The following is a 19,299-nucleotide window of genomic DNA, read 5'->3' on the forward strand; positions in this document are numbered from 1 at the left end:
ACCCGACCGGAACCGGGACGCCCCCAGGTCCTGGCATCCCCAGGTCCCGACCCGGCCGCGAAGGAAAGAAACAGCTGATGCACCTGCCCCCGTCCGACCCCGCCCGCAGCCCCCGCACCGGCTACACCCGCGCCCACTGGGAGGCGGCCGCCGACAACCTGCTCGCCGCGGTGGAGCCGTACGCCACCGAAGATCGCGCTCTCTACCACTTTCCCGGCGACCGGGAGAGCTGGTCGGGCCGCCTCTCCGACGGCCTGGAGGGCTACGCCCGCACTCTGCTGCTGGCCGCCTTCCGCCGTGACGAGACCGCGCTGGAACGTTACGCAACCGGTCTCGAGGCCGGTGTCCTCGGCGTCTGGCCCCGCATCGGAGATCGCGGGCAGCCTCTCGTCGAGGCCGCGTCGATCGCGCTCGCGCTGCGGCTTACCCGTCCGCTGCTCTGGGACCGCCTCGACGACCGTGTCCGACAGCGCGCGGCTGCCTGGCTCGGCGACGCGCTGACCGCCGAACCCTGGCCCTGCAACTGGGAACTGTTCCCGGTCACGGTAGGCGGTTTCCTGGAGTCGGTCGGCCACGAGCCGGAGGCCTCCCGCAAGGCGATCGACCGCGGCCTGGAGCGCATCGAGCAGTGGTACGTCGGCGACGGCTGGTACACCGACGGTGCCGGCCGCGCCTTCGACTACTACAACGGCTGGGCCATGCACCTGTACCCGGTCCTGCACGCCTGGCTGGCCGACGCCCCGGACCTGCTCGCCCTCTACGGCGGGCGGCTCAAGGCTCATCTCGCCGGCTACGCCCGCCTGTTCGGCGGCGACGGAGCCCCCATGCACCAGGGCCGCTCCCTCACCTACCGCTTCGCCACCACCGCCCCCCTGTGGCTGGGCGCCCTGACCGGCCATACCCCGCTGACTCCCGGCGAGACCCGCCGCCTGGCCTCGGGCGCGTTGAAGTACTTCCTGGAACGGGACGCGGTCGACGAGCACGGCCTGCTGACCCTCGGCTGGCACGGCCCCGACGAGGCGGTCCTGCAGGGCTATTCGGGACCGGCCTCCCCCTATTGGGCGAGCAAGGGTTTCCTCGGTCTGCTGCTTCCGCCGGAACACGAGGTGTGGACGGCGCAAGAGGAGGCGGGGCCGGTGGAGCGGGGGAACTCGGTTACCCCACTCTCCGCCCCCAACTGGCTGCTTCAGTCGACGAGTTCGGACGGCCTGGTGCGTCTGCACAACCATGGCAGCGAGGACGTCCGCTACGACCCGTACTACACGCGGTTCGCGTACTCCACGGTTACGCGGCCGCTCGGCACGCCACCGGACAACGTCGTAGTGGTCGGCGGCGACTCGCACCGTGAGGGCATCGTCCCGCTCGGGGTGGGGGAGGGGTGGGCGGCCTCTCGGTACGTGTCGGCCTGCGGCGCCGAGGTCACGAGTCTGGTGGTGGCCGACGGCGCGGTCGAGGTGCGGGCCCATCTGGTGGTCGGCGCGGCGCCGGGAACGGAGGTGCAGGTCACGGGCTGGGCACCGGTGGAGGGCGGGGACGAGCGGGCCGAGCTGGTGCCCGTGCACGGGCTGACCGGCACATCCCCGTTGTCGGGTGTGCTGGGAGACGGGCCCGCGACTCTCTTCGTCGCGCTGGCCCGCCTCACCGCCGAGCCCGACCCCCTGCCCCTCCGGGAACTGGTGTCCGTGGAGGTGCAGAGGGCAGGTGCCGGCAACGCTCATGGTGGGTACGCCCTGAGCGTCCGCTGGCCGACGGGCTCGGAGAGCCACTTTGGTTTCACGGCTTCAGACGGGCGATCCGCAGCGTCGTCGTGGTCGGTGAAGCCCCGGTGAGCGCCGTCGCGTAGGTCGGCGTCACGGGGGCGTACGCCCAGGTCAGCGTCCCGTCCTTGAGGACCGCGAGGTCTCCGGTGATACGCGTGGTCACCACCTTGTCCGCGCTCTGGACCTTGCCGTTCCAGTCGACGAGACGGAAGTGGGTGCCCGTGAAGGTGCCGACGCAGGTGCCGCTGGTGCACTTGGAGCTCTTCAGGGACTCCCAGGACACGAGGAGGCGGTCCTTGCCGTACGGGGCGACGTGGACGTTGACGTTCTCGGTGCCGACCGCGCTGGTGAGGTACACGGCCTTGCCGGGACCGGAGTTGCGGTCCTTCATGAAGGCCAGCGCGACCTGATGAGTGCCCGTCTTCGGTTTCACCGTCCAGCCGCGGCCGCTGGCGTCGTCCGGGTTCTTCTTCGCCGAGGCGGCGCCGCGAGAGGCGAAGGCGGTGACGTAACGGCCGGTGGACGACTTCACCAGGTCGCCGGTGCGGCCGGGGAAAGTGCCGCCGCAGTACCCGGCCCAGCACTGTTCGCGCTGCACCACGGGCGCTGTGTCCGGAGCACCGATCCCGGTCGAGACGAACAGCCCGGAGCGCCAGTCGTCGAAGCAGAGGGAGGTGAAGGCGCCGGAGGTCTCGGCGTGCAGGGCTATGCCCTCGTTGTGGCTGCACCCCCAGCTCCAGCCCCCGCTGAGCTTCGCCCCCTTGGCGCTGACGTACGCCATCTTGTCCCCGTAGTGCCCATCGGCGAAGCCACCGGCGCCGTGCACGACGAAGTAGGCGCCGTACTTGGTGCCGTTCCAGGTGAGTTGCCCGTCGAGCAAGGGCGCGGTGTCGTGGGAGGCGGTGCTGGTGAGGTTCGTGCGGAAAGTCTGTTTGGCACCCGTGTAGCGGACGATCGCGGCCGCGGTCTCCTTCCACTTGTTCGTGTCGGCGACTCGCGTGAGCAGGGCGAAACCGTCGTTGTGCGCGACCAGGCCGCCCACCTCCTTGGCGCCCTTGACGACCGTGTCGGCGCCCGAGCGCTTCCCGGCGGCGGTGAGCGGCGTGACGTGGACGCCGTCCGCCGCGGGCCAGGCGACGCGGAGCGTGCCGTTCGGGGCCACCGCGGTCGTTGTCCGCGTCCACTCCCGGGTGTTGTTGTAACCGGCAGACAAGTACGGGAACTTGGCTGCGAGGGTGACAGCGGTGGTGGTGGGGGTGAGGTTCGGGGAGGTGGTCGCTGCCCCGGCGGTGGCCCACCATGCGCCGGCGAGCAGCCCGGCGGCCGCGAGGGCGCCGATCGCGGGCTTGCGCGCCGCACGGATTCGGCGGTGGTGCTTCGTGCGTCGTGCAGATGTCATGGCCTGTGGTTGCCGCGGGGCAGGAAAAGGTTGCCGTGCGGAGTGGATGCCGGTGAAACCGCTGTGGCGGACGTTGCCCGGTGTGGCTGCCCGGTGGGATGTGGCCGGGTAGACGTGCCCCGATGCGAGCCACTGACGGAGGGGGATTCTCCGTTGCCGTGCGCAAGCGGTGTCCACAAGAATCCGCGCATGACTTCTGCCATCCGTCACGTGACGATCGACAGCTCCGACGCCCACGCCCTCGGCAGCTTCTGGTCCGAGGTTCTCGGCCACCCCCTCCACGAGGACGACAAGCCGGGCGACGACGAGGCACTGATCGAGGGTGCGGGCCTGCTCTTCGTCACCGTCCCGGAGCCCAAGAGACAGAAGAACCGCATCCATTTCGACCTCCAGCCGCAGGACCGCACCCGCGAGGAGGAGGTCGAGCGCCTGCTGGCCCTCGGCGCCACCTTGGTCGACGACCGCCGCAGGTCCGACGGGACGGGGTGGGCGGTCCTCGCGGACCCGGAGGGAAACGAGTTCTGCGTGGAGCGCAGTGCGGGAGAGCGGGCCGCCGGCTGAGAAGGCGGTTTCCGGGCAGGAAACGGAAACGGGCAGTTCAACGGAGGAGAGCCGACGGGGACATCCCGGAGGGGACGGTTTGGCGGGGACCGAAAGGACACGCCTCTAGCGTGGGCTGTATGCACGCACCCAGGGCGACCTCGAACCCCTTTGTCGGCCTCCACCATGCCGACACCCCGCTCCTCCTGCCCAACGCCTGGGACCACGCCTCCGCGCTGGCCATGGCGGGGCAGGGCTTTCGGGCGATCGGTACGACGAGTCTCGCGGTGGCGGCGGCGGTGGGACTGCCGGACGGAGCGTCGGCGACACGGGACGAAACCCTGAGGCTCGCGTTGCTTCTGGGATCGCAACAGTTCCTGCTGTCCGTCGACGCGGAAAACGGCTTCAGTGAAGATCCCGACGAGGTGGCGGAGTTCGCGCGTCAGCTTGCGGCGGTGGGCGCGGTCGGCATCAACCTGGAGGACGGAATGGGGGCGGTTGACCGGCATGCCGCGAAGATCGCCGCCGTGAAGTCGGCCGTCCCCGGCCTCTTCGTCAACGCCCGCACGGACACGTACTGGCTCGGCGAACACGACGAAACCGAGACGCTGTCCCGCCTGGACGTCTACCAACAGGCGGGCGCCGATGGCGTGTTCGTTCCCGGCCTGGCCAGTGCCCGGGAGATCGGGGCGCTGGTGGCGCGGCTCGATGTTCCCCTCAACATCCTCTATTCACCGGTCGGTCCCGCAGTTCCCCACCTCGCGGACCTTGGGGTGAGTCGCATCAGCTTCGGCTCGTTCCTCTACCGACGGTCCCTGGGCGCGGCGCTCGAGGCAGTGGTCGAGATCCGTGAGGGGCGCAGGCCTGGTGGTCGTGCGCCGACGTACGAGGACATCCAGAGTCTCGGCGCCGATCCGGCACGCCACGACTGATACCGCGTCAGCTGACGGTGTCGTCCTCCCGCGGCCAGTGGGTGAGCGCCATGTGCAGGGCGTCGATGACCTTGTCCCATGATCGCTGCACGTCCCGGGGCGCACCGAAGGCGCCGCCAGCCTCCAGCATGCAGTACCCGTGAAAGGTGCTGCGCAACAGGCGGACGGCGTCGGTGAGGTCGGGTTCGTCGAGGCCGTAGGCGCGGAGCATCCCGTAGGTGATTTCGGCGGTGCGGCGCGGGGCGGGTGAAGCGGCGGCCAGTTCCTGGTCGATCTCCTGGTCGATACGGGTCTGGGTGGCGGCGTACCTTCCCGGGTGCCGCAGGGCGTACTCCCGATAGGCCCCCGCGAAGGCGACCAGCGCGTCCTTGCCGGCGAGCCCGACGACGGCTGCGGCGATCCGGTCGATCATCTCGCCGCCGACGAGCAGTGCGAGCCTTGTCCGCAACTCCCGGAGGTTCCTGACGTGCGAGTACAGGCTCGCGTCCTTGACACCGAAGCGTCGGGCCAGCGCCGAGATGCTGACGTTGTCGAAGCCGACCTCGTCGGCCAGCTCGGCGGCGGCTTCGACGAGGCGGTCGGTGGTGAGGCCGACTCGTGGCATGGGGGACCGCCTTGTGTGCGCTCGGGGCCAGGAGGTACTGGGCAGGATCCTATGGGTTCCGCAGGTGGGAGGCCGGACGGCGGGGTGGACTCCACCACGGAAGTCGAGCCGGCCGCCCTGGCTCCGTCTGTAACGCTCCTTCCGACCGGGCACTGGCCCCGGGCCGTCCGCAACTGCCCGGACCTGCGCCGCAGGGTGCCCCTGCCGGCCGGTGCTGTGGGTGCCGCCCTTGCACCGACCGGCAGGGATCAAGGACCTGGGAGAACAGCGGTGAGCGGCGCCGGAGCCGTCTTCCTCGCTGGAACCCGAATCCGAATCCGGGGTCACGCGTTCGGATTGAGTCCGTTCGACAGCCCGGTGTAGGCGGGCTTCGCCGCGTAGCTCTCGTTGTACGGCAGGGCCGCCCCGTACCCGTTGAACGTGCCCGGTACCCACGAGTACTTGTCGCTGACGCCCCACAGGGTGACGCCGGCGCAGCGCGCCACGCCGAGGCAGTTCTCGCTCGCTGTCTTGTAGTCGGTGGATTGCTGGGCGAGTTCGGCGGAGGAGGCGGGCAGCGGAATTCGGACGTCCAGCTCAGTGATGGACACCTCCAGACCGAGGTCGGAGAACCGCTTGAGGTTCGCCTTCATCGACGCCGGAAGCTTGCCGACCTCGAAGTGCGACTGGAAACCGATTCCGTTCAACGGCACTCCCTGCGCCAGGAGCTGTTGGGCCAGCGCGTACAGGGCGTCGCTCTTGGCGTTGTCCGCCTCGATGTTGTAGTCGTTGATGTACAGCTTCGCGGCGGGGTCGGCGGCGTGCGCCCAGCGCAGCGCGTTGGCTATGTATCCGGTTCCGAGTTTGTCCTGCCAGAGCGAACTGCGCATCGAACCGTCTTCGTTGAACGCTTCGTTGACCACGTCCCAGGCGTACACCTTGCCCTTGTAGCGCCCGACTTCGGTGTCGATGTGGCCCTTGAGGATGGTGTTCAGCTCGGTTGCCGAATAGTTTCCGTTCTTCAGCCAGGACGGCAACTGCGCGTACCAGGCCAGGGTGTGCCCGCGTACGCCCTGGTCGTGGGCGGCCGCATGGGCCACCAGCCGGTCGGCGGCGGCCCAGTCGAAGCTGCCCCGGCTCGGTTCGACGGCGTCCCACTTCATCGCGTTCTCGGCCGTCACCGAGTTGAACTCCCGGTCCAGGACGGCTGTGTACGACGCGTCGGAGCTCAGCGGGGTGTCTCCCACTGCCGCGCCGATCTTCACACCGCGCCCGTCGGCGTAGCCGCGCAGGGTGGTGGCGGCCGAGGCCTCCGGTGTGAGATACGGCAGCGCGACGGCCGCCGTGGCGACGAGCGCGCCCGCGACGGCGAGCGGGCCGGGGCGCAGAGCGCGACGCCGGTGATGGTGGGTTCCCGGTGTGTGGGGCACGGCTGCTCCTCGATGGACTGGGGGATGGGGGGTGGGAAGTGGGGATGCGGGTGCTTCAGCCGTGTGTCGCCACCGGCGAGCGTAAGGTTGCCGGGGACTTGAGAACAGCGCCGGGTGGGGGAGACGGGCGGGGGCCACGGGGTGTACGAAGCGCGGAGCAAACGATTCCGACGACCACGGGAGGTTGCGTCCCGTGCCGGCCAACCGCTGTGGCGGCAGCGGGACTTCGGGATCTTCTGGGCCGCGCAGACGCTCTCCTTCCTCGGCGATTCCTTCGCCCTGATCGCCCTGCCGCTGCTCGTCCTCCAGGTCACCGGCTCACTCGCCCGTATGGGTCTGCTGACGGCGGTCGGCGGGGCGGCCTCGGTCGTGGCGGCGGTGTTCGCCGGGGCGATAGTGGACCGGGTCGACCGACGCCGACTCCTCATCGCCTGCGACCTGGTCCGCATGGTGCTGTACGGACTGATCCCGCTGGTGTGGCTGATCGGGCCACGGGTCTGGCTGCTGTACACGGTCCTGCCGCTGTGCGAGGCCGTCGGCATGCTCTTCGCCGTCGGTTACGTAACCGTTGTCCGCGGCTTGGTCGGCACCGGGCAGCTCACCGAGGCCAACGGACGGCTCAACGCGACGGCTGCCGCGGCCGGCGTGCTCGGCCCACTGTGCGCCGGCGCGCTCGCGGCCTGGACCGGCCCGGCCGCGGCGATCGGCGTGGACGCGGCCAGCTTCGGAGTGTCGGCTGCCTGTCTCTGCGTCGTACGGATCCGGAGGGGGCCGCTGGACGACCGGCCGGACGATCTGCCGAAGGAGCGAGGGGGCGAGCCGCTGGGCGGGCAACCGACCGCGCGGGCCGGGGAACGACCGGGCCGGCGGGCCGGGTTGTGGCGGGATCTGCGGGCTGGGGTGGCGTTCCTGTACGGCCATCCCGTGCTGCGTGCGCTGACCGCGCTGCTGTTCGTCTTCAGTTTCCTCACGCTGGGACTGAACGACCTCGTCATCTACCACCTCAAAGACGACCTCGGGCATGACGACGGCACCGTCGGGTCCGTCATGGCGGCCGGCGCGCTCGGCACTGTCGTCGGCTCCCTGGCCGTGGCCCGGGTGCATCGCCGGCTCGGTTTCGGGCCGACGTGGACGGCGGCGGTCGCGGTGAGCGGTGTCGCCGTCGCGGGGCTGGGTTGGGCGCACGACACCCGCGTCGTGGGGGCCCTGTGCGCCGTCTTCCTGGCCGGTGCCGCCGTCGCGGGCACCTGCTCCATGTCCCTGCGTCAGGAGGTGACTCCGGAGCCGCTGCTGGGCCGGGCCACCTCCGCCTTCTGGACCCTCCAGTACGCGGCGGCCCCGGTGGGCGCGGCCGTCCTGACATGGGCGGCGGAACGGCACGGCACCGCGCCGGTCGCCATGCTGGCCGGCGGGGCCTGCGTGCTGATCGCCGGGGCCGCGCTGCTGACACCGGTGGGCAGGGCCGGGCGGAGGTGACGCCGGGGCGGTGGCCGGGGTGGCGCGACGGCGGCCAGAGGGCGCTGACCACCAGTGGCCGCCGGCTCCGACGTCCGCGCCGAGCACGGTCGGCGGGCCGGCCTCGTCCGCCTCGTCCTTGCTTCCCCACCGCCTTCGTCCTTCGACCGGCTTCAGGCCCTTCTCGTAACCGTTTCCTCAGGACCCCGCCCGAGCAACCGGTTCCTGCGCCCCAGTCCGCATAGCCGGTTTCTGGGCTCCCCTTTGCGTAACCGCTTCCGCAAGCCCATCACTCACCGTAACCGCTTCCGCCTGCCCATCCCTGCCGCAACCGCTTAAGCGGGCCGTTCACCCCGTGGCCGCTTCCGCCGCACCCCGACGTCTCCGTGACCGCTTCCGCTTCCTCACTCCCGCCGCCCCGGCAACCACATCGCCGGAACCAGTGCCAGTGCCAGTAGCCCCGCAGCGACCAGGTAGGCGATGCGGAAGCCCGACGGGTCCGGTCCGGCCGCGCCCAGCACCACGGAGATGAGCGCGGTGCCCACCGCCGCACACACCTGGGAGTTGATGCTCAGCGCGCTGCTCGCCGCGGCCACACGTTCCCTGGGCAGGTCGCGGGTGGCGGTCGCCATCGTCGGCATCAGCACCATCCCGGTGCCGATGCCCATCACCACCGTCGCGCAGACCAGCCGCCAGGCAGGCACGCCTTCCTCTCCGATCTGCAACCCCGTCAGGGCCATGCCGAGCGCGCCCAGGGCGATGCCGGCCCGGATCAGCCGCCGCGGCGATACCTTGTCGATCCTGCGCGCAGCGATCTGCATCGTCGCGCCGACCGCGAGTCCGACCGGCATGCCGAGCAGCCCCGTCGACGTCGCGCTCCAGCCCCGCACCTGCTGCCAGTACACCGGTCCCAGGAGCATCGAGCCGAAGTAGCCGCAGGTGAACAGGGCGAGCGTGCCGATACCGAAGGCGAACGTCCGGTCGCTCAAGAGACGTAGGTCCAAAAGAGGTTGACGTGCCGTCAGGGATCGGCGGACGAAACCGGCGACGAGAGCTGCTCCCGCCAGCGTCGGCACCAGCGCGCCCGGTTCCGCGAAGTCGCCCCGCTCGCCGCCGCGGGCCAGGCCGAACAGCAGCAGAGCGAGCCCCGGTGAGAGCATCAGCAGGCCGGGAACGTCCAGTCGGGGGACCGGTGCCGTCGCCCGGGGCGTGTCGGGGCGCAGCAGCTTCGCCGCGAGCGTCAACGCCACCGCTCCCACAGGCAGGTTGACGAGGAAGATCCACTGCCAGGACGCTGCGTCGATCAGCCAGCCGCCGAGTACCGGTCCGGCCACCGGGCCGACCAGAATCGGCAGCCCGAGCAGTGCCATCGTGCGGCCGAGCCGCTCCCGGTCCGCTGCGGCCATCGTCATGGCCATGCCCACGGGCATGAGCAGCCCGCCGCCGAGCCCCTGCACCGCGCGGAACGCGATCAGACTGCCGATGTCCCAGGCGCAGGCGGCGAGCAGGGAGCCGAGGGTGAACAGGGCGAGCGCGGTGAGATAGGCGCGCTTGGCGCCGATGCGGGCCATGACCCACGCCGCGGTGGGGACGACGGCAGCGAGCGCCAGCGTGTAGGCCGTCGCCGTCCACTGGATGGTCTCCAGTGGGGAGTTGAACGCTTTGGAGAGGCTGCGCAGAGCGACGTTGACGATCGTGATGTCGAGGACCGACATCACCGAGCCGGTGATCACGACCAGGAGGGTGTGGTTGAGCGACGTCGAGGCGGTGGACGCGGATCGGGCCGACGTCGCCTCCACGTCGCCTCGGGCGGGCTGGGCGGAGGTCATCCTTCCGCCCCTCAGCCCTGGTAGGCGCGGGTGGCGCGAGCGCTTCGCAACGTCCGTCCCCACCAGGAGAGTTGACCGATCATTCCCTTGGCGGCGCCCTCGCAGACGTCCGCGTCGCGCGGTGCGCCGTCCTCACCGAGCCCCGACCACGGACCGTGCAGGCTCACGGCGTCCCGTACGGTCATGGCGTGCAACTCGGCAAAGACCAGCCGTAGTTGCTCCACCGCGCGCACGCCGCCGGCGAGGCCGCCGTAGGAGACGAATCCGACCGGCTTGGCCTGCCACTGTGGGTGGTGCCAGTCGATGAAGTTCTTCAGCGCGGCCGGGAAGCTGTGGTTGTACTCGGGTGTGACGACGACGAAGGCGTCCGCGGCGGCCAGCCGTGGTGAGACGTTCGCCAGTACGGCCAGGGTCTCGGGGCTTGGCGCGCCGCCCCAGCCGGGCATGACCAGCGGCAGGTCCATGTCGGCGAGGTCGATGACGTCCACGTCCAGGCCGTCGTGGTCGGCGGCGGCGCCGAGGAACCAGTCGGCCACGGCGCGGCCCTGGCGGCCCTCGCGGACACTGCCGACGACGACGGCCACGCGGAGCGGGGCGTCGTGCTCGACAGCGGTGGTGATGGTTTCGGCGGCGGGCGTGTCGGTGGCAGGCATGGGTGTCCCCCGGTTGTTCCTCGCGACCCTTACGGGGCGGGACGGCCGCACGGCGCGGCCTCACGTCCGGTAAACTACAACGGACGTTGTAAAAAGTGCAACGGTCGTTGTAAGTCGTGAGGAGTCGAGGGTGGGCAGCACCAATGAGGGCTGGGTGGGCGAGGCGCAGCGCACGGTCTCGCCCCGCAAGCTGGAGAAACAGATGGCGATTGCGGGCGCGGCCTGCACCGTCTTCGGCCGCGAGGGGTACGCCCGCGCCTCCGTGGACGCGCTCGCAGCCGAGGCTGGCGTCTCGACGCGCACGCTCTACAACCACTTCCCCGGCGGCAAGGCGCAGCTCTTCGGTGCGGTCGTCACCTGGACGTCCGGCGAGGTCAAGGACGCCCAACTGACCCGCCTGTACGCAGTGTTGGACCCCGATCGGCCACCGCGCCCACCGGACCTGGAGCGTGACCTCGTCGCCCTCGCCCGCGGCTTCGTAGGGCTCATGGCGGACTACCCGAACCACTTCGCCCTCGTCCGCCACATCCACGCCGAGGCCGACCATGTGCCACGGGAGGTGCTCGACGCCTGGCGGGACGCGGGACCGGGCCCCGTCGGCCGCGCCCTCGCCGAGGCGATGGAGGGCCTCGCCACCGCCGGTCTGCTCGATGTGCACGGCGACGCGGCCCTCGCGGCGACACACTTCACGGCACTGGTCTCCCACTCGATCACCCAGCTCTCCCACTACGGGGTGCTGCCGCTGCCGAAGGAGGAGACCGAGCGCTTGATGAGCGCCGGTGTCGCGGCGTTTCTGCGGGCCTACCGGGCCGCGTGATCCAGGCGGTACGGCTGTACGCACGGGGCCGCCGCAGTCGGGGTTCACCCCGAGGCCGTGGCGCGCCATTCCGGAGAGTGGAACTCTGCGGTCCCGTGCGTCCAGCGGGCCCACTGGCCTCGAGCCCCGGGCCGGCCGCTCGAGGCGGGACACGCGTCCCGAAGTCGGGACGCGGCTCCCGGAGGCCGGGCGCACGCCCACCCTTCCTTCCCCCCAGGGGACTCCGCGGCACCGCCTCCGCCCTGGTCGCGGCACCGGCGCTCGTCGTCGCCGGGCCGAAGGGCGCCCTCGTCGCACCTGGTGACCTGGACATCTCTATCGGCACCGGCGGAAAAGGCCGACGAGCACCGCACCGGGGACACGGAGCGGTCGGCCCGTCAGCCGAACGTGGACGTCGTCACCGCGGGCGTCATCCGTTCACCCCCGTGTAGTGGCCGAGGCTCCACCGCCACAGAAGTCGCGAGCCGGCATACGCCAGCAGGCCGAGCAGCGGGGAGGCCGCCGCAAGCCAGTAGGGGACGCCGGTGTCGTGGCCGTGGCCGGTCAGGACGGCGGCCGGGAAGTACGCGACGAAGGCGAGGGGAAGGCCGTACGTCAACAGGCCGCCGACCGCCTTGGGCAGCACGTTGAGCGGATAGCTGCCGAACGTGCCGAGGAGTTCCTCCAGCCAGCGGCCCCAGTAGTCGGCGGCCGGGAAACGCAGGGCGGCGGAGGCGACGGCCGTGAACAGGGCGGCCTCCAGGAGCATGCCACCGAGCACGGCCACGATCAGGTACGAGGTCCGGCCCGCCGTCCAGTCGAGGTGACTGCGGCTGAGCGCGCCCACCATCAGGGCCACCGCAACGGTCAGATCACCGATGGCATTCGTGGGGAACATGCGCAACTGGACCTGGAGATGCACCGGCATCGGGCGCACCAGGCAGACATCGATCTTGCCTTCCTGGATGAAGTAACCGATTCCGTGCATCCGTCCCAGGAAGAGGACGAAGAGACCGTGGGCGAGCATCCGGGTCGCCGGGATGAGCAGCACGTCCGAGCTGTCCCAGCCGCCCATCCCGCTGAAACGGGTCAGCAACACGGTCGCGAACACGATCACCGAGACCTGCCAGACGGCGCCGATCGCGATCATCATCAGAAACTCGGAGCGGTATTCCAGCTGGGCGCGAAAGTTGAGACGGGTGATCCGCCAAGCGAGTCGTACGGCTTTCAAGGGCATCAGCCTCCTTGCGAGATGACCTGCCGGGCGGCGAGTCGCCACACCAGCCGGGTGAACAGAGCCAGTACCACCACCCAGGCGGCCTGCACCAGCAGCGCGGGTCCCGCGTCCGACAACGGGATGCGGCCCACATAGAGCGACAGCGGCACGCTCAGGGTCGCCTGGAAAGGCAGGAAACCGCTCAGCGTGACGAACCAGTCGGGGAAGAACCACAGCGGCGCGTACACCCCGGACAACAGGTTCTGCGCGAAGATCAGGATGAGCATCGCGGCGTTGTTGCGCAGCGTGAAGAAACACAGCTGGTCGATGGCCAGCATGACGTAGTACAGGATCCACTGGCCGAGCAGCAGACTCAAGCCGAACACCCCCGCCACGGCGGCCGACCCGGGCGGCTGCACCACCCCGGCCGCCAGACAGATTGCGAAACCGGCCAACGCCCAGGCGAGTCCGTACAGTTGCTCGCCCAGCGCGCGCAGGGCGTAGTAGCGCTGGGGTGACAGCGGGCGCAGGTACCAGTAGACGATGGTGCCGAAGTGCATGTGCTGGATCACGGTGTCCCGGGCCGCGTACTGGTCCAACTCCCTCAGCCGGGAGGCAAGTACGGCCAGTACGGCGTAGGTGACGGCCTGGTCGCGGGTCATTCCGGCGGTGGTGCCGGTGTGGGCGTACAGGCCGTGCCACAGGGACGCCACCAGCACCACCTGCACGGCCAGCCGGAGCAGGGCGGCGGTCATCCGGGGCGGGGTGTGCAACTCGCCGAGCGGGGTGACCCGGGCGGCGCGCCATGCGTACGGGACCGCCATCACGCGTCCCCGGCCTGCACGTACGCGGCCCTCATCACGTCCTCCAACTCGGCCTCGTCCAGGGCGATGTCCGTCACCTCGTACCGCTCGATGACCGACTTCAGTGCCTGGTGCACGGTCGGTGCGCCGGATCCGTCCGGGCCGAAGACCACCCGCGAGCCCTCGTGCCGCAGCACCCTGATCCCCGGCGGCGCCACGACCTCGGCGTGCGGGTCGGCGAGGGTGGCGCGGACCTGCCAGGTGGAGCCGAACTTGCGCCGGATCTCGTCGAGGGTGCCGTCCAGGACCAGCCGTCCGTGGTTGATCAGTACCACGCGCTCGGCGAGCCGTTCCACCTCGGTCATGTCGTGCGTGGTCAACAGGACGGTACGGCCGCGCTGTTCGACCTGGTGGCGCAGGAACTCGCGGACCTGCTCCTTCACCACCACGTCCATCCCGATCGTCGGCTCGTCGAGGAAGACCACCGGCGGGTCGTGCAGCAGAGCCGCCGCGAGGTCGCAACGCACGCGCTGGCCGAGGGAGAGGTGGCGTACGCGGGTGTCCCAGAAGGAGGAGAGGCCGAGCAGGTCGTCGAACTCCGCCAGTCGTACGGCGTGTTCGGCCTTCGGTACCTCGTAGATGTCGCGCAGGATCGCGAACGACTCGCGCACCGGCAGGTCCCACCACAGCTGGGTGCGCTGCCCGAACACCGCGCCGATGTTGCGGGCGTTGCGCTCCCGCTCCCGGTACGGCACCACGCCCGCGACGCGTGCCTCGCCGGAGGTGGGAGTGAGGATGCCGGTGAGCATCTTGATGGTGGTGGACTTGCCGGCGCCGTTCGGGCCCAGCAGGGCGAGGAGTTCGCCCGCGGCCACGTCGAAGGTGATGTCGCATACGGCGTGCTTGGCGACCCGCTCGGGATTGACCAGGGAACGCAGGCCTCCGGCGAGGCCGGGGCGGCGGACGGTGGTGTGGAAGGTGCGGGACAGGCCGCGCACCTCGATGCTGCCGATCACTCGTTCAACCTCCAGTGAAGCGCGGCCGGTCGGCTGGGAAGCCGACCGGCCGCGGGAGACGTCAACACCGTGTCGGAATGTCGATCAAATGGTCAATCGATTAATCGATCGGAGGCGGTTGCATGGTGATCGATCAGCCGATCAATCGGTTGCCGTGAAGACGAACGAGAACTCGGCGGGTGCGGCGTTCAGGAAGTACTGCGGCAGCGGGCCCGGGCCGCAGGACTGGGAGCCGATGCCGTGCTGGCCGTGGTCGAGGTTGACCCAGACCGTGTCGCCGGGCGTGAGGTCGGTCAGGTGCCGCGCCGCGTCCAGCTGCTCGGTCGTCCAGCGCCGTGCGGAGAACCAGAACGCCGGGTCGCCCTCGATCCGCAGCCCGCCGAGCTCCGCCCAGCGGACGTCGGCCCGGGCGCCGTTCTCCTGCGGGCGCACGTACGGGGTCTGCATCTCCTCGATGCTCCCGTCCCACTGGCCGAGCATGGATGCGGCGCTGGTGTCCGGGTATGCCTCGCCGGGACCGCCGCCGAACCACTGCGCGTGCCCCGCGCCGGACGCCAGCCCGAAGCGGATGCCGATCCTGGGCAGCGGCACCCTCCAGTCGCCCTCCGGCCCCACGGAGACGGTCAGCTTCAGCCGTGTCCCGTCGGACGTCCAGCGGTACACGGTGCGCAGGCCCACCTCCCGGGCGGCCGGTGCCACCCGGGTCCGTACGGTCAGCGCGTCGTCACCCGATTCGACACCGTCCAGGCGGTGTTGCATGCGATGCAGGCCATACGTGCGCCACAGCACGCCGTAGCGCGTGTCGTCCTGCCAGGACGCGCCGTCGTCGTTGTCGGTCGGCGCCCGCCACACGTCCAGGCGCAGCCCGGTCACGTCGACGCCGCCGATCGTCCTCAGTTCGCCGGTACGGGCGTCGAAGGCACCGGGACCGAGCGTGATCAGCCGCTCGCCGACAACAGGCCGCTCCGAGGCGGCGACGGTCATGGGCGCGCGTGGGGCGACGGTCTCCTGGCCCCATGCCACCGCATGACCCCTGGGTGCCCACGCAGTGTCCTCGGCGAGCAGCGCTCGGACCGTCCACTGGACCTCGTCGCCCTGCCCGTCGGGGCCCGCCGGGAGCTTGATCTCGGCCGACTCCCCGGGTGTGAGAGCTCCGACTGTGAGTCTCTTCGCGCCCGTGGGAAACCCGTCCACCTGGTGGACGAACTCGAACTCCAGGTGGGAGAGGTCCGAGAAGTCGTACGCGTTGGTGACCCGCACGGTCCCGCCCGTGCCGTCGCCCTCGATACGGACCGGCTCGATCACCTTCTTGTACTCGACCAGACCCGGCGACGGCGTCCGGTCCGGGAAGACCAGGCCGTCGCAGACGAAGTTGCCGTCGTGCAGTTCCTCGCCGAAGTCGCCGCCGTAGGCGTAACCCAGCTCCGGGTGCTTGATGCCGTGGTCGATCCACTCCCAGACGAAGGCGCCCTGGAGACGGTCGTGCGCCTCGAAGATCCGCTGGTAGTCGGCCAGTCCACCCGGGCCGTTGCCCATGGCGTGGGCGTACTCGCAGAGGATGAAGGGCAGTTGGCGTCGCTTCAGGGTGCCGCCGTCGAGCCCCTGTCCGATCCGCTCCACCTCGTCGTGGAAGGCGTACATGCGCGAATACATGTCTGTGTCACGGCAGTCGATGTCGCCCTCGTAGTGCACGAGGCGTGAGCTGTCACGGCCGTGGATCCACTCCGCCATCGCGGTCAGGCCGCACCCGGTGCCGGCCTCGTTGCCGAGGGACCAGATGACGACCGACGGGTGGTTCTTGTCCCGTTCGACCATGCGGGCCGCGCGGTCGAGAAGGGCGGGTGTCCAGCGGTCGTCGTCGACGGGATTGTCCCGCCAATTCTGCTCGACGAAGCCGTGGGTCTCCAGGTCGCACTCGTCGATGACCCACAGCCCGTACTCGTCGCACAGGTCGAGGAAGGCCGGGTGGGGCGGGTAGTGCGAGGTGCGGACGGCGTTGACGTTGTGCCGCTTCATCAGCAGCACGTCCTCGCGCATCGTTTCCAGGTCGAGGGCGCGTCCTGTTTCCGGGTGCCACTCGTGCCGGTTGACACCCTTGAAGAGGATCGGCCGGCCGTTGACCTTGATCAGGCCGTCCGTCAGCTCGACGGTCCGGAAACCGATGCGCAGGGGTACCCGCTCGCCCTCCGTCACCAGCTCGCCGTCGTACAACGTGGGCGTCTCCGCCGTCCACGGCTGAACCGGTACCGTAACCGCTTCCCCGGTCGCGACATCGATGTCCAGGGCGGGCACGGTCACCCGCCCGTCGACGTCGGAGTCGACGCGCAGGGTGCCCTCCGCCGTGACGTGGTCGTAGGAGGCTCGCACGAAGAAGTCGAGCACGCTGCCCGCCGGACGGTGCAGCAGCGTGACGTCACGGAAGATGCCCGGCAGCCACCACTGGTCCTGGTCCTCCAGGTACGAGCCCGCCGACCACTGGTGGACACGGACCGCGAGGACGTTTCCGCTGGGCCTGAGCAGATGCCCGACCGCGAACTCGTGCGGCAGCCGGGAGCCCTTGAACTCGCCGATGTCCGTGCCGTTCAGCCAGACCCGGGCGCAGGACTCGACACCGTCGAAGCGGAGAACGAAACCGCCTTCGGAGACGTCGGGCCACGCCTCCGGCAGGTCGAAGACCCTCAGATGGTCGCCGGTCGGGTTCTCGGTCGGGACCCGGGGCGGGTCCACCGGGAAGGGGTAGAGATGGTTGGTGTAGATGGGCGAGCCGAAGGCGCCGTCGCCCTGCAGGACCCAGTGGCCCGGGACGGTGACCTCGGCCCAGTCCCCGGCGTCGTACCCCTCCTCGGCGAACGAGTCGTCCTCGGCGTCGGCCGTCGCCGACACGCGCAGTCGCCAACGTCCGTTGAGCGACAGTGACTTCGCGTCCGAGGACGCGTACCAGGCGCGGGGCGGAAGGGCCCCGCTGCCCGGTGAGACGTTCTCGACGTAATCGACGGCGGTGCGGAAGGACATCGGTCTCCTAGATCAGCCCTTGATGCCGGTCTGCGCGATCCCCTGGACCAGCCAGCGCTGGAGGAAGAGGAACACGAACACCAGGGGCAGGATGGAAAAGGCGGTGGCCATGAAGATCAGATGGAAGATTACGGTCTGATTGGTCATGTAGTTGGAGAGTGCGACCTGGACGGTCCACGACCCCGGGTCCTGGCCGATGACCAGCGGCCACAGGAAGGAGTTCCAGCCGTTGATGAAGGTGATGGTCGCCATCGCCGCGAAGAAGTTCAGCGAGTTGGGCACCACGATGCGCCAGTACGCGCCCCAGTAGCCCAGTCCGTCCACGCGCGCCGCCTCCTCCAGCTCCTTGGGGAACCCCAGGAAGTACTGCCGGAACAGGAAGCAGGTGAAACCGCTGAAGAGGCCCGGGATGATGAGACCGCGGTAGGTGTCCACCCAGCCGAGCGACGACACCAGCACGAAGCTCGGGACGAAGGTGACGGCCGTCGGGACCATCAGGGTGCCCAGGACGGCGTAGAAGACCTTGTTGGCGTGCTTGTACGGGATGCGGGCGAGACCGTAGCCCGCGAGGGAGCACACCAGCAGGACGCCGACGGTGTGCAGGGTGGCCACGACCGCCGAGTTCCACAGGGACTGGCCGAAGGGCACCGTCTCGTCGGTGAACAGTTCGCTGATGTTGCCCCACTGGATGTCGGTGGGGAAGAACTTCCAGTTCTCTCCGGTGATCTCGGCGTCGGTGGAGAGGGCGTTGCGGATGAGCAGGTAGAACGGGATCAGGAAGAAGAACCCGGAGATCCCGGCGGCGATGTAGAGGCCGGTGGAGCTCATCACGCCGCCGCCGCGCCTGTCGCGACGGGGCTGCTTGCCTGACGGCGGTGCGGGTTCCCGCACCTCGGGCATCGTGGTGGTCACTTGGACTCATCCCCCCTTCCGAAGCCCATGAACTTGCCCTGGAGCAGGGTCACGGCACAGATCAGCACGGTCAGGATGACCGCGCCCGCGCTGCCGGCGCCGTAGTCCTGGCTCTCGCCCAGAGCCTTGTAGTACAGCTCGACGAGGGGCGGACGACCCCACGTGGTCTTCGACAGGAGGTTGAAGAACTCGTCGAAGGCCTGGTAGGCGGCGATGAGCAGCAGGAGGATCACCGCGGTGGACGTGGCGCGCAGCTGGGGCAGGGTGATGTAACGGAAGGTCTGCCAGCCCGGCTTGGCGCCGTCGATGGCGGCGGCCTCGTACAGCTCGCCGGGGATGTTCTGCAGCGCGGCCAGGAACAGGATCATGTAGAAACCGGACTGCAGCCACAGGCGTGCCGTGACGATGACGAACCAGTACCAGGGCGGACTGGGGTCGACCAGCCAGGCGATGTTCTCGACCCCGAACCAGCCGAGGACCGTGTTCATCATGCCGAAGCGGACCCCGCTGAAGATGGACATCTTCCAGATCAGCGCGGCGGCCACATAACTGCACGCGGTCGGCAGGAAGAAGACCGAACGGAAGAACGCCCGCATGAAGCGCAGCCGGTTCACCAGCAGGGCCAGGCCCAGCGAGAGGGCCCAGGTGGTGGGCACGATGAACGCGGCGAAGACGGTGAAGGTACCGAGCGAGCCGACGAAGTCGTCGTTCGTCAGCATGTACGTGTAGTTGTCGAAGCCGATGAACTTGTCGGGGGTGACGGTGAAACGGGCCTCGAAGAAGCTGAGCCAGATGCTCCACAGGATCGGGGCGTAGACGAAGATCGCCAGACCGATGAGGAACGGCCCGGTGAAGAGCCAGAAGTTGAAGGTGGGGCTGCCCCGCAGACCCCGCCGCGGCTTGGCCGGTGAGGCCTTCGCCGGGGCGGGGCGCGCGAGGTCGCGCGTCTTGGTCGTCGACATG

Annotated in this window: 16 protein-coding genes; 5 read left to right on the plus strand and 11 right to left on the minus strand. The window is 69.8% G+C overall.

All coding sequences use genetic code 11. The features are described 5' to 3' along the window. Window positions 1-77: 77 nt before the first annotated feature. Window positions 78-1,829: a DUF2264 domain-containing protein gene (locus tag OG289_RS38295; protein ID WP_327318599.1), complete on the plus strand. Its 1,752-nt coding sequence runs from the start codon at window positions 78-80 to the stop codon at window positions 1,827-1,829. Here the strand turns inward: OG289_RS38295 and OG289_RS38300 are convergent. Then, window positions 1,774-3,159, minus strand: coding sequence for a hypothetical protein (locus OG289_RS38300; protein ID WP_327318600.1), 1,386 nt, complete (start codon window positions 3,157-3,159; stop codon window positions 1,774-1,776). The two genes, OG289_RS38295 and OG289_RS38300, sit on opposite strands and share 56 nt — an antisense overlap. A gap of 189 nt (window positions 3,160-3,348) precedes the next feature. Here OG289_RS38300 and OG289_RS38305 point away from each other — a divergent pair, with 189 nt between their 5' ends. After that, window positions 3,349-3,720, plus strand: a complete 372-nt coding sequence (locus OG289_RS38305; protein ID WP_327318601.1) for a VOC family protein — start codon at window positions 3,349-3,351, stop codon at window positions 3,718-3,720. 119 nt (window positions 3,721-3,839) lie between these two features. Further along, the gene (locus tag OG289_RS38310) at window positions 3,840-4,631 is read left to right on the plus strand and encodes an isocitrate lyase/PEP mutase family protein (protein WP_327318602.1); all 792 of its coding nucleotides are present in this window, start codon (window positions 3,840-3,842) and stop codon (window positions 4,629-4,631) included. A gap of 7 nt (window positions 4,632-4,638) precedes the next feature. Here the strand turns inward: OG289_RS38310 and OG289_RS38315 are convergent, their stop codons facing one another. Both OG289_RS38315 and OG289_RS38320 read right to left on the minus strand, forming a co-directional pair. Beyond that, window positions 4,639-5,235 (minus strand): TetR/AcrR family transcriptional regulator, encoded by a 597-nt coding sequence (locus tag OG289_RS38315; protein WP_327318603.1) that lies wholly within the window; start codon window positions 5,233-5,235, stop codon window positions 4,639-4,641. A 323-nt stretch (window positions 5,236-5,558) separates the two neighbouring features. Then, window positions 5,559-6,644, minus strand: coding sequence for an endo-1,4-beta-xylanase (locus OG289_RS38320; protein WP_327318604.1), 1,086 nt, complete (start codon window positions 6,642-6,644; stop codon window positions 5,559-5,561). 141 nt (window positions 6,645-6,785) lie between these two features. Between OG289_RS38320 and OG289_RS38325 the strand changes: the two genes are divergently transcribed. Then, window positions 6,786-8,120: an MFS transporter gene (locus OG289_RS38325; protein WP_327318605.1), complete on the plus strand. Its 1,335-nt coding sequence runs from the start codon at window positions 6,786-6,788 to the stop codon at window positions 8,118-8,120. Window positions 8,121-8,503: 383 nt separating this feature from the next. Here OG289_RS38325 and OG289_RS38330 read toward each other — a convergent pair whose 3' ends face one another. Then, the gene (locus OG289_RS38330) at window positions 8,504-9,928 is read right to left on the minus strand and encodes a DHA2 family efflux MFS transporter permease subunit (RefSeq protein ID WP_327318606.1); all 1,425 of its coding nucleotides are present in this window, start codon (window positions 9,926-9,928) and stop codon (window positions 8,504-8,506) included. 11 nt (window positions 9,929-9,939) lie between these two features. Further along, on the minus strand, window positions 9,940-10,581 hold the full coding sequence (locus OG289_RS38335) for an NADPH-dependent FMN reductase (RefSeq protein WP_327318607.1): 642 nt from the start codon (window positions 10,579-10,581) through the stop codon (window positions 9,940-9,942). A gap of 130 nt (window positions 10,582-10,711) precedes the next feature. Here OG289_RS38335 and OG289_RS38340 point away from each other — a divergent pair, with 130 nt between their 5' ends. Continuing rightward, the gene (locus OG289_RS38340) at window positions 10,712-11,398 is read left to right on the plus strand and encodes a TetR/AcrR family transcriptional regulator (protein WP_327318608.1); all 687 of its coding nucleotides are present in this window, start codon (window positions 10,712-10,714) and stop codon (window positions 11,396-11,398) included. A gap of 409 nt (window positions 11,399-11,807) precedes the next feature. Here the strand turns inward: OG289_RS38340 and OG289_RS38345 are convergent, their stop codons facing one another. The 6 genes from OG289_RS38345 to OG289_RS38370 all read right to left on the minus strand — a co-directional run bounded on the left by OG289_RS38345 (window position 11,808) and on the right by OG289_RS38370 (window position 19,298). Then, a complete protein-coding gene (locus tag OG289_RS38345; protein WP_327318609.1) occupies window positions 11,808-12,614 on the minus strand; it encodes an ABC transporter permease in 807 nt (268 codons plus the stop codon). Further along, window positions 12,614-13,417, minus strand: coding sequence for an ABC transporter permease (locus OG289_RS38350; RefSeq protein ID WP_327318610.1), 804 nt, complete (start codon window positions 13,415-13,417; stop codon window positions 12,614-12,616). The genes OG289_RS38345 and OG289_RS38350 overlap by 1 nt, the downstream gene beginning before the upstream one ends. Then, window positions 13,417-14,412 (minus strand): ABC transporter ATP-binding protein, encoded by a 996-nt coding sequence (locus tag OG289_RS38355; RefSeq protein ID WP_327318611.1) that lies wholly within the window; start codon window positions 14,410-14,412, stop codon window positions 13,417-13,419. Before OG289_RS38355 ends, OG289_RS38350 begins: the two co-directional genes overlap by 1 nt. Window positions 14,413-14,553: 141 nt before the next feature. Next, window positions 14,554-17,424: a glycoside hydrolase family 2 TIM barrel-domain containing protein gene (locus OG289_RS38360; protein ID WP_327318612.1), complete on the minus strand. Its 2,871-nt coding sequence runs from the start codon at window positions 17,422-17,424 to the stop codon at window positions 14,554-14,556. Window positions 17,425-17,436: 12 nt separating this feature from the next. Next, window positions 17,437-18,336: a carbohydrate ABC transporter permease gene (locus OG289_RS38365; protein ID WP_442819022.1), complete on the minus strand. Its 900-nt coding sequence runs from the start codon at window positions 18,334-18,336 to the stop codon at window positions 17,437-17,439. Beyond that, window positions 18,333-19,298 (minus strand): carbohydrate ABC transporter permease, encoded by a 966-nt coding sequence (locus tag OG289_RS38370; RefSeq protein WP_327318613.1) that lies wholly within the window; start codon window positions 19,296-19,298, stop codon window positions 18,333-18,335. The genes OG289_RS38365 and OG289_RS38370 overlap by 4 nt, the downstream gene beginning before the upstream one ends. Window position 19,299 lies beyond the last annotated feature (1 nt).

Source organism: Streptomyces sp. NBC_01235 (assembly GCF_035989285.1).
Taxonomy (GTDB): Bacteria; Actinomycetota; Actinomycetes; order Streptomycetales; family Streptomycetaceae; genus Streptomyces.

Excerpts from the sequence above, each read along its gene's own strand:
- OG289_RS38315 (WP_327318603.1), bottom strand. The coding sequence starts at position 5,235 with ATGCCACGAGTCGGCCTCACCACCGACCGCCTCGTCGAAGCCGCCGCC.
- OG289_RS38305 (WP_327318601.1), top strand. The coding sequence starts at position 3,349 with ATGACTTCTGCCATCCGTCACGTGACGATCGACAGCTCCGACGCCCAC.
- OG289_RS38360 (WP_327318612.1), bottom strand. The coding sequence starts at position 17,424 with ATGTCCTTCCGCACCGCCGTCGATTACGTCGAGAACGTCTCACCGGGC.
- OG289_RS38300 (WP_327318600.1), bottom strand. The coding sequence starts at position 3,159 with ATGACATCTGCACGACGCACGAAGCACCACCGCCGAATCCGTGCGGCG.
- OG289_RS38345 (WP_327318609.1), bottom strand. The coding sequence starts at position 12,614 with ATGCCCTTGAAAGCCGTACGACTCGCTTGGCGGATCACCCGTCTCAAC.
- OG289_RS38310 (WP_327318602.1), top strand. The coding sequence starts at position 3,840 with ATGCACGCACCCAGGGCGACCTCGAACCCCTTTGTCGGCCTCCACCAT.
- OG289_RS38335 (WP_327318607.1), bottom strand. The coding sequence starts at position 10,581 with ATGCCTGCCACCGACACGCCCGCCGCCGAAACCATCACCACCGCTGTC.
- OG289_RS38350 (WP_327318610.1), bottom strand. The coding sequence starts at position 13,417 with ATGGCGGTCCCGTACGCATGGCGCGCCGCCCGGGTCACCCCGCTCGGC.
- OG289_RS38370 (WP_327318613.1), bottom strand. The coding sequence starts at position 19,298 with ATGTCGACGACCAAGACGCGCGACCTCGCGCGCCCCGCCCCGGCGAAG.
- OG289_RS38330 (WP_327318606.1), bottom strand. The coding sequence starts at position 9,928 with ATGACCTCCGCCCAGCCCGCCCGAGGCGACGTGGAGGCGACGTCGGCC.
- OG289_RS38295 (WP_327318599.1), top strand. The coding sequence starts at position 78 with ATGCACCTGCCCCCGTCCGACCCCGCCCGCAGCCCCCGCACCGGCTAC.